The 13,401-nt window shown below is 45.1% G+C and carries 12 protein-coding genes; 2 read left to right on the top strand and 10 right to left on the bottom strand.

Annotated features, from left to right (window positions below; translation table 11 throughout):
- Both cphA and AC29Z1_RS01100 read right to left on the bottom strand, forming a co-directional pair.
- A partial coding sequence (cphA, locus tag AC29Z1_RS01105) for a cyanophycin synthetase (protein ID WP_488269610.1) occupies positions 1-2,491 on the bottom strand: 2,491 nt, incomplete at its 3' end.
- 16 nt (positions 2,492-2,507) lie between these two features.
- Positions 2,508-3,344 (bottom strand): cyanophycinase, encoded by an 837-nt coding sequence (locus AC29Z1_RS01100; RefSeq protein WP_488269609.1) that lies wholly within the window; start codon positions 3,342-3,344, stop codon positions 2,508-2,510.
- Positions 3,345-3,484: 140 nt separating this feature from the next.
- Here AC29Z1_RS01100 and AC29Z1_RS01095 point away from each other — a divergent pair, with 140 nt between their 5' ends.
- Positions 3,485-3,970 (top strand): L,D-transpeptidase, encoded by a 486-nt coding sequence (locus AC29Z1_RS01095; RefSeq protein WP_488269608.1) that lies wholly within the window; start codon positions 3,485-3,487, stop codon positions 3,968-3,970.
- On the opposite strand, the gene AC29Z1_RS01090 is transcribed toward AC29Z1_RS01095, so the two are convergent.
- The 5 genes from AC29Z1_RS01090 to yabG form a co-directional block, all read right to left on the bottom strand.
- The gene (locus AC29Z1_RS01090) at positions 3,923-4,735 is read right to left on the bottom strand and encodes a HipA family kinase (protein ID WP_488269607.1); all 813 of its coding nucleotides are present in this window, start codon (positions 4,733-4,735) and stop codon (positions 3,923-3,925) included. The two genes, AC29Z1_RS01095 and AC29Z1_RS01090, sit on opposite strands and share 48 nt — an antisense overlap.
- A gap of 196 nt (positions 4,736-4,931) precedes the next feature.
- Positions 4,932-5,915, bottom strand: a complete 984-nt coding sequence (locus AC29Z1_RS01085) for an SPOCS domain-containing protein (RefSeq protein WP_488269606.1) — start codon at positions 5,913-5,915, stop codon at positions 4,932-4,934.
- Positions 5,916-5,947: 32 nt separating this feature from the next.
- Positions 5,948-6,607 (bottom strand): DUF3794 domain-containing protein, encoded by a 660-nt coding sequence (locus tag AC29Z1_RS01080; RefSeq protein WP_488269605.1) that lies wholly within the window; start codon positions 6,605-6,607, stop codon positions 5,948-5,950.
- Between the two features lie 639 nt (positions 6,608-7,246).
- Complete coding sequence (locus tag AC29Z1_RS01075) at positions 7,247-9,043, bottom strand: N-6 DNA methylase family protein (RefSeq protein ID WP_488269604.1); 1,797 nt, start codon at positions 9,041-9,043, stop codon at positions 7,247-7,249.
- A 202-nt stretch (positions 9,044-9,245) separates the two neighbouring features.
- Positions 9,246-10,145 carry a sporulation peptidase YabG gene (gene yabG / locus AC29Z1_RS01070; RefSeq protein ID WP_488269603.1) on the bottom strand — a complete coding sequence of 300 codons (900 nt, stop codon included), beginning with the start codon at positions 10,143-10,145 and terminating at the stop codon, positions 9,246-9,248.
- 216 nt (positions 10,146-10,361) lie between these two features.
- Here yabG and AC29Z1_RS01065 point away from each other — a divergent pair, with 216 nt between their 5' ends.
- Positions 10,362-11,201, top strand: a complete 840-nt coding sequence (locus tag AC29Z1_RS01065; protein WP_488269602.1) for a glycosyltransferase family 2 protein — start codon at positions 10,362-10,364, stop codon at positions 11,199-11,201.
- 17 nt (positions 11,202-11,218) lie between these two features.
- On the opposite strand, the gene rsmA is transcribed toward AC29Z1_RS01065, so the two are convergent.
- The 3 genes from rsmA to AC29Z1_RS01050 form a co-directional block, all read right to left on the bottom strand.
- Positions 11,219-12,088, bottom strand: a complete 870-nt coding sequence (gene rsmA / locus AC29Z1_RS01060; protein WP_488269601.1) for a 16S rRNA (adenine(1518)-N(6)/adenine(1519)-N(6))-dimethyltransferase RsmA — start codon at positions 12,086-12,088, stop codon at positions 11,219-11,221.
- Positions 12,078-12,653 carry a ribonuclease M5 gene (rnmV, locus tag AC29Z1_RS01055; protein WP_488269600.1) on the bottom strand — a complete coding sequence of 192 codons (576 nt, stop codon included), beginning with the start codon at positions 12,651-12,653 and terminating at the stop codon, positions 12,078-12,080. Before rnmV ends, rsmA begins: the two co-directional genes overlap by 11 nt.
- Before the next feature lie 147 nt (positions 12,654-12,800).
- Positions 12,801-13,401, bottom strand: a 601-nt coding sequence (locus AC29Z1_RS01050) for an ATP-binding cassette domain-containing protein (protein ID WP_488269599.1), incomplete at its 5' end; no start/stop codon positions are given.

Here is a 13,401-nt window from a genome sequence, read left to right as displayed (position 1 = left end):
CTTCCGCTTCATCACTAATGATGGTGATTTGCTCGGGAGGAAGATTGGCTTCGAGCAACCCCCGCCGTATCAACTCTGCTGTTTCACCAGGTTTACGCCCCCGCAAATCCTTATCTTCTTTGATAAAAACAGTGTCAAACCCCTGTCCGGCCACCCGTCCTAGGCTAATAATCACATCATCCCGCCGGTCGCCTGGCGCAGCAATAACACCAATCAGCCGCTTGGCATTAAGTTGGCAAAGTGTGCTTACAAGTGCCCGACAGCCAGCGGGATTGTGCGCATAGTCTACACAAACTTTAAAATTTCCAACATCCATAAGCATGAGCCGCCCCGGGTTTTCACGGAAGCTACTCAACCCTTTACGAATATCAGCCAGTGACAGTCCTTGTGCCCAACAAGCAGCCACCGCAATGACCGTGTTTTGAATGTTGTGGTGAGCAAGGCCGCCTAACGTCAGCGGAACATCCCGGATGGCAATAACCACCTGTTCTTTGTTGCCTTCTGCCAAGTAAATATAGCCATGCTTTACAAAACACGCTTTACCGCCTTCGCCAAGATGCCGACGAACAACAATATTATCCGACTGCGTACTAAAGTAAATGATGGGAGCTTTGGCCCTTGACCTAAGCGCTGCTACCTGAGAATCATCTGCATTTAATAGTACCGCTCCATCTGAACGCACCGTTTCGATGACCAATGATTTTATATAGGCCAAATCATCCAGGTCTTCAATACCATCTTGGCCAATATGGTCTTCGGAAATATTGGTAATTACGCCCACATTGGCAAAGTCGTATCCTAAGCCGCCGCGAATAATACCGCCGCGAGCCACCTCTAACACCGCGACCTCGACGGCAGGATCAGTTAATACCATAGCCGCACTGGCAGGTCCACTCGTATCTCCCGGAAGAACACATTCTTCATTAATATAAACGCCGTCAGAACTGGTCATGCCTGTCTTATAACCGGCTTGCCGGAAAGTATGAGCAATCAGTCTGGTTACCGTCGTTTTTCCATTCGTGCCGGTAATCGCGATAATAGGTATTCGGCCATCAGCACCGGCAGGAAATAAATAGTCAACAATAGCCGCACCCACATCACGGGCCATCCCGCTACTAGGATAAAGATGCATACGGATACCCGGTGCGGCATTGATTTCGATTATGGCTCCGTTGCCGTTAGCTAGAGGCTGGGAAATATGCGGAATAACAAGATCAACACCGGCTACATCCAACCCGATGAGCCGTACTGCCCGCTCTACCTGCCGCATCGTTTCCGGATGAATACAATCAGTAATATCGACGGCCGTTGCCCCGGTGCTTAGGTTTGCATTTTCACGGATGTAAACAACTTGCCCAAGTTCAGGCACAGAAAATGGTGTCAGGTTCTGCCTTGCTAGCGTGAGAATAGCCGCAGCATCAAGCTCCAGCCTGGTCAAAGCCCGGCTATGCCCAAACCCGCGGGCCGGGTCTAAATTAACAATATCGATAAGCTCGGCAATGGTATGTATGCCGTCACCGACAACATGTGCCGGTATACGCTCCGCACCAGCAACCAAGGCACCATTAACAACACATAAACGGTACTGTCGGCCGCTTATATATTCTTCAACCAGTATCCTTTCATCATATTCTGCTGCCAATTCATAAGCCCGTTCCAGTTCCGCATGGGTAACAATCTTGAGCGTAACCCCTTTACCATGGTTACCCCCGACGGGTTTAATAACAACCGGTGCCCCGATAGCGTCAAACGCTTTTTTCGCCTCCTCCAGGCTGAGGACAAGCTTGCCGCGCGGTACTGGTATATTATGTTGTCGAAGCAAAGTATTGGTAAGAAATTTATCTCCGGCCAAATCAACCGCCACCGAGCTTGTCCTACTGGTAATCGTTGCCCAAACTCGCTCTTGGCGGCTTCCATAGCCGAGAATAAGAAAATTGGTTTCGAAATCTGGACGCAAAACCGGGATACCACGCCGGCACGCTGCATCATAAATCGCTTGCGTGCTTGGTCCAAGCTTGCTCTCTTCACCCACTTTTTTCAGCCGTGCAACCAATTCCGGTACATTAAAAGGTTGTCCAGCAAGTACCGCCGTAAGCAGCTGATAAGCTCCCTCAGCTACAGCTAAGCCAACCTGACCACATTTACAACCAAATACAATATTATAAACACCCTGGCGCCCAGCCCCTCGCGTCTTACCAAAACGAGTGGCATACTCCTCACCTGCCAACGACTGAAGTTCAAGAGCCACGTGTTCAAAAATATGGGCTAAGTAAGTACCTTCCTGCAAACGCTCGACAAAACCTCCCGGATAGCCTCGCGAACAGGAATGCTGCTGTAAGCCCGGCAATAACGATAGTAAGCGGGCGACAAAACCGCTAATGGCATTACTGCTAATATTATCATAGATGCCAATGTCCAGAATTACTTTAATAACCGGACGATAGCTATAAAGGTTAGGACCGACAATAAATCGGGCAGATAGTAACTGCATGATAAATCCCCCTAAGTTAATTGCTAGAGTCAAGCTGTATAGGCAGCCGCGTATTTAAATCAAAGCCATAGCCTGCAGGCAAAATATGCAATAGCACATTGGAAATGGCTACAGGCTGATCTTGATTTGATTCAGAAATGGTGGAATAAACGATATGTTTACCATCAATTATGGTTACCGTTTGCGAACCGATTACCCGACAAAGCCGGTCAGGCCCTACAGCAAGAGCAGTATCCTCGTCAATACCAATCCCTAACACATGCGGATTTTGCGCCACAGCCGCCAGTAAACGGTTAATCCGTCCTCTCTGCGCAAAATGCTGATCGATAACACCCTCACTCAGGAACCCCATACCATGCGCCATGGTTAACGAAGACTTTTTGGGAGTATCATTAGAATGTCCACCTACAATCATCGTCTCACTCATTACGGCTGCCCCAGCACTTGTCCCGGCAATCACAGCTCCCCGTTGAAAGGCAACACGAAGAGCGGCGTCTACTGCCGAACCGCCTAAGATACTGGTCAGCCGTAATTGGTCGCCGCCTGTAAAAAATATGCCAGTAGCTTTTTTTATAATTTCAGCCTGTTCCTGTTGATTTGCGGTTTCCCGATTGGCAACAGCCATAATAGTAACCGAAGCCGCTCCCAAAGAAGTAAATACGGCTTTATATTCATTGCCTACTGCCCGCGGTTCACCAGTAGCAGTAGCAATGACCACAATACGGCTGTCCCGCCCACCGGCCATTTCAATAAAGTGCCGCAAAATCAAACATTTATCTGTTTTATCTTCATGACCGCCGATAATAAGCAAACTGCCTGCTGGTCTGCTAATTGTCTCTGGTTCTTCACTCATTTGTCACAATTCTCCCGTATTATACCTTTACCCCTATTTTTACCATAAATGGCGTCTTTTTATACAAAATGTTACGCTAACCAAATACATTTCCGCGAATATACTATAGCAGAATTTAGGAGAAGCGGAGGTCGAGCCATATGAATGTCAGAATCATCTATTTACCCCAATCCCTCAGTAACATTCAGCTACCTGAAACCCAAGATTACATTAGTTACTGCCAGAATCAACCTGCCACCACAATTGACATAACACCTAGTCCCCGTACAGACAGGACCAGCCCCCGATTATCCAGGGCTAATATCCTGATTGTCAAGTCTCAACGCCAACTCACCTTATTTGATGGCAATAGTCCGTTGCGTCAATACCCTTGTGCTATCGGCAAGCCTAACACGCCAACCCCTCTTGGTAATTTCGCCATTGCCACCAAAATCATGAACCCCGGTGGCGTGCTTGGTACCCGCTGGCTGGGCCTTAATTATGATTCTTACGGTATTCACGGTACTAACGCCCCCTGGCTGATTGGCAAAATGGTGTCAAATGGCTGTGTCCGGATGCACAATCATCATGTTGAGGAGTTATTTGCTTTTGTTACGATTGGTACCCCGGTTTATATTCGGGATTAAATCTACAAGCTGCCCGGTAACCCACCAGACCTTCCTGCACCGGTCTACCATATACTCAAGCAATGCCTTTCGCTCATCATGATCTGGCAGCCACTCCTCCGGAATACTCTCGACAAACTGTTCAAATTGTGCTGGCTGGATATTTTCGATAGCCTGAGCGTATGTATAAAAATTACTGGGTTTAAGATAATATTTCAGTAAAACTCCATAAGCCCGGCGACGATTCAAGGTTATGCTGTCAGTCATATTTTTAAGCATTTCAATATTCCACTTGCCCCGGCGAAATAAATGAGAGTTATCAATGGCATAGAGTTTGTATCCAGTCTGTTCTTTTCGTATTAACAGGTTTTTGCGGTTTTCTGTCCGATCAGGATTATGAAACAGATGGTCAAACAGCATAACTCCGGCCATTTGCTCTTTATTGACTGCCCGGTGCAAATTATATTTGCTGACATATCCAACTCCTTTTAAATACTCACAACCAAAATGCCAGCCTGCCTGCACGCCTGCCGCCATCAGCCGGCGGCTTTTACTAAGAACATCAGCAGAAATCTCGATAAGACCTCCTACAGGAAAACATAGGTTGAGCCAGCGTCCAAATTGGGCCGCCAATAACTCGTTTACTAACACCTTAGCTCCAAGCCGATTAGCAGCAAGTTTAACTACACAAACTTTGGTTTCACCATCGACGGTTTGAGCCCGGAACAGTTGGGGCGAAGTGGCTCCCAACCCAACCGGGCCTATATATTTTAGTGCCCGAAACATCAGTTCAACTCCTCTCGGTTATGGGGAAAACAATACCCAGGGATTTTGTTTCATCCCTGGGCCATTATTTTATCGTTGTGCTCAAACTGATCCAAAACTTCTCACTCTTCGAGCGGAAGTTACGAGTCCCCCAAATTTGTAAGGCAGGGGTGACTTAACTTCAGATAAATCACCCCTACAAAACTTAGCTACTTTATTAACCCTTCGCAGTATTCATATTAATAGAATTACCATTTACAAGCCAGCTAGCAATCCAGCCGGTAGTAATGCCATCAGGTAACAACACTTTATACCAACCAAAAGCCTGCTCTCTAACTGTTAAGATGTCTCCCCGGTTAACTTTAGTGACAACCGGGAAATTAGTACCAGGTCCTGTTCTAATGTTTACGGTGCTGCCGGTAACGGTTACCGTTGTACCATTAGTTGTCGCTATAGTCCCAGCAGTTGGTGTCATAGGGCCAGTTACAATAACATTCTGTTCACCAAACCCCTCGATATTTCCGCCACCGGTTTCAGAAGCCGATACACTATCATCAGTAAATTGGCTGGCACTGACTTTGTCTGAACTTGAGGTGCTGGCAGTAGTGCTTTCGACTATACCGACTTCATCAACAGGACTTAAAGCAAATACATCCATCTCGGTGGTAGTAACCACTCGGGTCCATACTTTAAGTACGATAGTAACATGCACTTTACGCCGATCATGATGGCAATGGAAGTCATAGTCTACAAATTCTACCGAAACATCGGCAGTAGCCTTCATATCGGGTTCGGCACCTGCTACCTCAATATCCCGAGTAAACCGGATGTGTCTTCTCTCAAACGCATGGACTGGTTGATCAGGTAAATCAGCAACATACATGACTTTTACTTCAAGTTCACCGCGTACAATCACTTTATCAGGAATTATATCTATCTTGGTAATCTCTACATCCTTTACATATACATCAATTACTTGTTCGATATCAGGCTTTTGATCTGGAACAACCATATCCAGTTCAACCACGCGCTGTGCCATCTCGGCACCCAGAACCTGTTCAACCTCAATGGTTTCCAGACTTGGTTCAGGGCAGCCACATACTAATTCAGCACTTTCAGTTGTTGTTACTCCGGCAACTTTTTTTATATTGGAGGATAACGTATCTGTCGATGCTGATGCAACTCTTGTTTTGTCGTCCATTGATTTCCCCCCTTTCTGCAATTCCTAACCGCCTAGCCTTTAGGCGTGGTGGGTAATGTTCCAGTTCCAATCGTGACTTCCCGGTCAGTCATAACCTTGGCAGTTACTTTGAGAATGACTGATACATCAAATTCCCGGCATACGTGATGATGATGGTGGTGGTGACCGCAGTCATCATGGTCATCATGACAATCATCATGGTGATGGTCGTGACAATCATCATGATCATGATCGTCATCATTATCGCAGTCAAGAGGTTCAAAATTCTTGTACTTATAGGCACGGTGGTGATGATCTACATCATAATCAACAAACTCTACTACCACACTGGCCTCTGCATCCATACCTCTGCGGGCACCAGGAATATCAATATCAAGTGTCCACTTATAATGCTTAATTTCTACAGCGTGTACAGGTTGATCAGGTAAAGCAGCTACATAAATAGCCTTTATTTCAAATTCGCCGCGAACAATAACCTTATCGGTAATAACATCAACACTGCACACCTCTACATCTTTCACAAACACATCGACAATTTGCTCGATGGATGGTTTCCTATCAGGAACAGTCACATGAATATCTAAGGCCTTCTGTTTTTCCTTTTCTCCAATGATTTGCCGTACAATAATAGTACCTGTTTGCACTCCTAGGGTACACGCATTATTATTGGCTCTATCGGCTCTATCTTCCACGCAGATTCCCCCCTTTGTATATTCTAGTTATATATATGCCTGCTCTAATTTTTATGTGACAAAAAATCAAAAAATGGCAGACAACAGCAAAACTTCCCTGCTGACTTATTTGACGCAAATCACCTTAAGCCATTGCTGAAACATGTCTAACCAGGAGGTAACTGGCTTCAGCCAACCCCTTAGGTTTCCCTTCAGTAAAAAACAACATAACATTTTTCGGGTCTTCTTCATAATATATATCAGATGCGCTTTCCCTTTAACGGGCGAACATCGATGATCAAAACATAAGGAGGTAATACCTTTAATGAAACCTCATAAAAAACACCCCTACTGGAAATGCGATGACGATTACCCCAAATACGGCTGCTATGATCACATGGACGACTGCAACATGGATATGCCCTGTTCTTCACCCAAAATGCCATGCCCTCCAATGAAAGAACTTGTAAAAACGTATAAATGCTACTATAAGCTATACAGAATATGTACCTATTGTTTGTACAAAGTTTGTCCTATGTGTGGCCACGAGTTTGACTATCATCAACACCGCGGCACCTGCCCTAGATGTATGTAGTAAAAGCAACAAGCCCGCGCAGCTAAGCGCGGGCTTGTTGCTGAGTAACATTCACACAACAAACATTATTCTTGATGTCTTCTGTTTTTTATTATTTCTATATATTTTTTTAAAGAAAAATCCATATTACGTTCAATATATAAAGCATCACTGGCAGATATTCCATATATTTGATAGACAACCTGATTCATTTCGTTATAAACAGCAGCCAAATCAGCAAAATACACGCTATCTGCTGTTTTTTGTTCCTGCAAGCACAGCTCACCAACCAACTGTGACAGTTTTTTTCCCAACTCAATCAGCAGCCCTGAACGCTCCAGGTCAATATATAATGGTAACTTTTCTACGGTTTCAATATCAACCTGAGCCAGAGAACGCCCTTTTTCCAAGGTCACCACCTGATAATAAAAATTCATTAATTTAGAATTAAGAATACACACCAGATAATCTAAACTAATTTCCGGTTTCAGCACGGAGATGGAATGAATATTGTTTAAATGGTACAACCCTGATCTATCAACAGCGCCAATAAGACTGTCACCTGTCTGCCTCAGGAAAATTTTCGGTCCAGCTATTACCCTGCCATCCCAACCACCTTTATTCAGTTTGGCTGGATTAACATCAAGCCAATCTCCTTGGTATACAATTCCAAATGGCAGTACCTGCGCCGAAGAAACTATCCCTCGTTTCCAGGAATCGCCCTGTCTTTCTTTACTCTTAATGGCTGCCTGAACTGTTAATGAGCGCATACCTGTCCTAATTTTAGTCAAATCACCAAACTTGTACGGCGCTTGCTCCATAGTCTCCACAATCGCTTTATCTCTGGCATTAAAAAATAGCCGGAATCGCTTATACACCTGGTTTTCAAAATAATTTTGATGATATCGGTAAGATGTGATTACCTCACCTGCAGCGTCCAGTCTATTGACAGTAACAACACCAGCCTGTACCTGCCCTGCGGCTTTGCGCAAAACAGTAATGACCGGGAAACCCACCTGAACACCGCGAAACACTGTACTGTCAACCAGTGTTAGCTCCTGTATTTGGCAAGTATCTAAGATGTATTGGCGTATTTTGGAATAATAGCGCCCCAGGAGATAACTATCAGGAGTAATAAAGCCCAGATACCCCCCCGGCTTTAAGGCTAAAATACTTCGCTCCATAAACAGCGCATAATAACTTAATTTGTACTGGGCCGAATGAGGATAATTAGCCCGTAAATACTCAGACTGACCAATCGGCATTTTACCTACCCGATTGAGTCCAAAACTTACAAAAGGAGGATTACCAACAATCACATCATACTTACAAGACCAAAAGTCAGCCAACCGACATGTACGTTCAGCATCTATACCAATATCTGCAGGAATTAGCTTACTATTTTCCCATTTGATTAAACTGTCTCCCACCAGCAGGTTGGGCATAGGCTGATAGGAGGACTGCCTCTGCGCCTTCTCCAATAGCCGTTCCTTCGCCATAACAATTGCCTGCGCGTCAATATCAATCCCATATAAACAATGGTTGATAATGTGATAATGCAGATTTTCCCGGCGCCAATAGGTCGCACCATGTATGGCTGCTACTTCCGAGCCGTTATGTACTGTATACATCTGGTCAGCATAACAGTGCTGTAATACCGAGAGTTTTTTCTCAAGCTTATCCCTCAGCAGATCATAGGCAGCAACCAAAAAGTTACCTGAACCGCAAGCCGGATCAAGTACCTTAGGCGCTGGATTGCTTACAATATCATAATGTGCCAGCGTCTGGTTTAAAATGTAGTTTACAATATACTCAGGTGTGTAAAACACTCCCGCAGCCTTACGTCCAGCCCGGTCAGCGCAATACTCCCGTTGCAATGCCACCTCAAGTTCCTCCGAGTATCCAGTATTTTATTCGATAACTAACTCGTTTACGACTCTCAGATGCAGAAGTCAGCGGGCTATATCTTTTATAAAATAAAAAATCCAGATATTTATTACTTCTTCAACGTACCATTTTTTCCCTGTAATAATTTGCAAAATATGCATGATTGTAGACAACTACACTAGCAAAAGAAAAACGCCCCTATTCTTCAGGGCGTTTTCCCTCTGGCTTTATGGGAGTTTTCGGCATACCCAGCCGAAATTTTCCTCTGGTTTCAATACCGCCCACACCATCAACACCGGTTACCGAAGCAGTAATGGCATCACTTACATCGACAGTCCGATGAATGGGAGTAAAAGCAACCTTTTCGGCAATAAACACTGGATCATAAGCATGAATGAAAATTCGGTTAGGTGAGCTGGCAAAATTTGCGCCTGAAGACAGGATGGCCTCAAAATGCGACTGGCACGCTCCAGCAAATATAACTAACTCGTCGCGAGAGGGTTCAAACATCCGGGCTTTTTTTACTGCTGCACAAAAATGCTTTGAATGTCGATAATTATTTATATCATTTATATCTTTTTTACCATTCCCGACCAAGGCATCATGTCCAGTAAGTACAAGAATATCGGGTCGAACTTCTGCTAGCAGATCACTAACAATATCCGCCTGTTTTGTTTCCTCTACCCAGTGACCCACGGCTTGGATATTAAGCTGGCTGTATGTTTTTAAACACATTTTGAGATACTCTTCGTCGCCATCTAGATGTAATACCCGGCCGGGTAAATCAAAAAAACTGAATTTTTTGGTAGCTTCCGAACGTCGCATTTCAGCCTGTTCTCGTTCACGACTGCGACGTAACATAACTCGTCGCAATGTATCGTTATGGATACTTTCCATCCGAATAATTTCATTGCGCAAATGTTCAGCTTCAATCCGTTGCAAATCATCTATAGGCGAATCGGCCATTAATCTGAGGTGCAGGCCTTTTAAAACACAGTGAGTTTGTTTAGCATCGTCAACAAATATCTCTGCGACCTTAAATACTATGTCGCCGCCATGAGACTTCCTGACAACTAAGTCGCCTACTTGAATGTCCACTCACATTCCCTCCCTTAGCTGGTACCTTACCTACTCCATCTTATGTATGGCTCAGCTAAAGTGCCACAAAAATACCAACCAGAACGGGTGGCAAACGCCTCATCCCCACTATATACTATAGTGAGCCCATGAGGCCCCGCTTTATCTGCTAGCCAGTCATCCTAAAACTCTGTTTTTGCCCAGGAGTTTAGCATGACTAACTTTTTCTTTATCTTCATGCCACCTAACACGCATTCTTACTCCGAGGTGATGGATGTGATTTGCGTGGTCGTTCCGGCCAAAAATGAGGGGGGACGCATTACTACCGTATTACAAAATTTAGGAACGCTGCCAGTTGACCATATTATTCTAGTGGCTAATGGTTCCAAGGACAGTACTATGCGCGAGGCTTTAACCATGCGTCTTCCTAAACTGCAAATTATCTACTTTCATGAATGTCTAGGAATTGACACTCCCCGTGCCATTGGCGCTAAAGTGGCTTTGTCACTGGGCAGCGACGTCGTCGTGTTTGTTGATGGCGACATGGTAGGCACTTTCAACGAGAATTTGATGGAACTGATTGACGGTATATTGCTAAAACATCTAGACATGGCACTTACCAATTGTTATCCTTCCCCGCCGCGTCATATTGAACGACATAACCCTACTTTTCAGTGGCGGCTTAATCTTAATAAAGAATTGGGCCTAGATAAAAAAATCAATTTATCCAACCCGGCCCATGGACCGCATGCGGTATCGCGCCGCCTGCTGGAAACCATCCCATTGCGAGAGCTGGCAATCCCTCCGGTCACTATGGCTCTTGCACGCTTGCATAAACTGAAAATAGATGTGGCTACAACCATTCCCCACTACCGTCTGGGGTCATCGGTAAAAAATCAAATTCATACCAACAAGATCATTGATACCATCGTCGGTGATTGCCTTGAAGCCATTGCCGTTTTCCATGATCGCATCCGCAACCGCCAATGGCAAAACAAAACGTATTTGGGCTATCATGTTGACCGACGTTTTGATTTGTTAGACCTATTTTTGAACGAAAAACCCTGCTCAAAATGAGCAGGGCTTTCTCTATTCTATATTGCTTGCGCGTTTTGCAGGTCAGTCCATGCATTAGCGACTGCAGCAAATTCGGCAAGTGATAACTGTTCACCGCGTCGCGTACCGTCAATTCCGGCCTGAGCAAGAATCTGTTCTACGGCCTCTTTATCTAATCCGTTAGCCTTTAACCCATTGGCCAGCGTTTTCCGTCGCTGGGCAAATGCAGCCTTAACTACGCGGAAAAACATCTTCTCATTGGAAACTCGTACTGGCGGCGTAGTACGCACAGTGCAGCGAATAACAGCCGATTCCACCGCCGGCGGCGGAATAAACGCCGTTGGCGGCACAAGAAACATAATTTCCGGTTCAGTATAATACTGAACCGCCACCGACAATGCCCCATAGTCTTTGCCACCAGGCATGGCCACCATGCGCTCAGCCACTTCTTTTTGCACCATAGTTACCAGGAGCTCGACAGGCAGACGTTCCTCCAAAAACTTCATAATAATTGGAGTTGTAATATAATAGGGAAGATTGGCTACCAGTTTGTACTTTTCTCGGTTTATTTCCCGGGAAATGTCAATTTTTAGAATATCACCATGAATGATATTGACATTATCATAGCCTTCCAGCGTCTTAGCTAGTACATCAAGCAAGCGGCGGTCCAATTCTACAGCAGTAACCTCTGCTCCGGCTTCAGCTAACCCCTGGGTCAAAGTACCAATTCCCGGTCCAACCTCCAGGACAGCATCACCCTCTTTAATTTGAGCAGCCGCTACAATACCATCAACCACATTACTGTCAATCAGGAAATTCTGCCCCAGCTTCTTACTCATATGAATACCGAATGTCTTTAATATATGTAAGGTTACCTCTTTTTGCGCAATGCGCGGCTTAATCTTCATAATCTGGTTCCTCCATAGCACTGACTTGCCGAGTCTCTACAGCCTGTAGTGCTTCCATAAATTCGTCGCGGGTAACGCCATAATGATTTAGACGATATAAAAACCCTTTGGCGTTAGCATAACCAATGCCCAGCTTTGCACCAACAATCGCTCTACGAACTGTGGCATCCGGTACACCACTTAAGCCATAAGCCATAATATCCTGCCAACTAAATTCATTTGATGGCTGCCATTCGTGCAGCCGTACCTTGCTCAACGCATTCCGGATAGCCGCCGGCGATGCCTGTTCAATGCCGATATCGTTGTTAGCATTAGCTTCTTCTCTGGGAACAAAGGCATGCTTGGCTTCAGGAAAGCGCTGAGCCAGATATTTACGAATGCGCTCGCCAGCGCTGTCTGGATCAGTCAAAATAATAATTCCACGCTTTTTATAAGCCTCACTAATTCGGCTAATAGTACGCGGCAATAAATTAAATCCTTCAGTCGCAATACATTCGGCGTCAACAGCCCGCTTAACAGCAGCAATATCTTGTTTGCCTTCCACCACAATGACTTCTTTAATCATCTCATACTCCAAATTCTAAAATAACAATATGAATATATTACCACAATTTTTGTCTTTTTATCTATATACAATACATCGGTCCGAAAGTTTTGCAAGTAGCCAGCATGTTGCCAACCACCTATTCTCAGCAACCTATAGACCGGTGCATTATATGTGTAGCAGACTCCAGTTTCCTGCACCGTCAAGTATTAATTTCTTTTTATGATAACCGGTAAGCGTTCCCCGATGGCCAACGCTAATCAGCGTCGTACCTGGCAACCGCTCCTTCAGCAACGTGTATAATATTCTCTCGGTCGGTTCATCCAACGCCGATGTCGCCTCATCCAAAAACAACCACTCTGGCTTATGAATCAGTACCCGGACAAATGCAATCCGCTGCTGTTCACCTAAAGATAAGACATGTGACCACTCTTCCACCTGGTCTAACTGCCCCTTCAGCCAATCCAGTTTACAAAGTGACATAGCCGCGCAAATCTCTTCATCACTGATCGGCCGTTTGGGCGCAGGATACAGCAGAACCTCCCGCAAGGTTCCCAGTGGCAAATAGGACTTTTGCGGCAAAAACAAAAATTCTTGCCCTGCCGGTATTGTTATCCTGCCGTTGGCATAAGGCCATAACCCAGAGAATACCCGCAAAAGTGTACTCTTACCACTGCCGGAAGGTCCGGCAATAAGCAATGATTCACCAGCAGCCAATGATAGATTTAGTTCTGACAGCAAGGGGCGACCATCAGGTAAATGAATAGCA

It is taken from the genome of Sporomusa sp., assembly GCF_057736855.1.
Note: the sequence above shows the minus strand (reverse complement) of the source record. Positions and strands in the feature narration are given on the sequence as shown.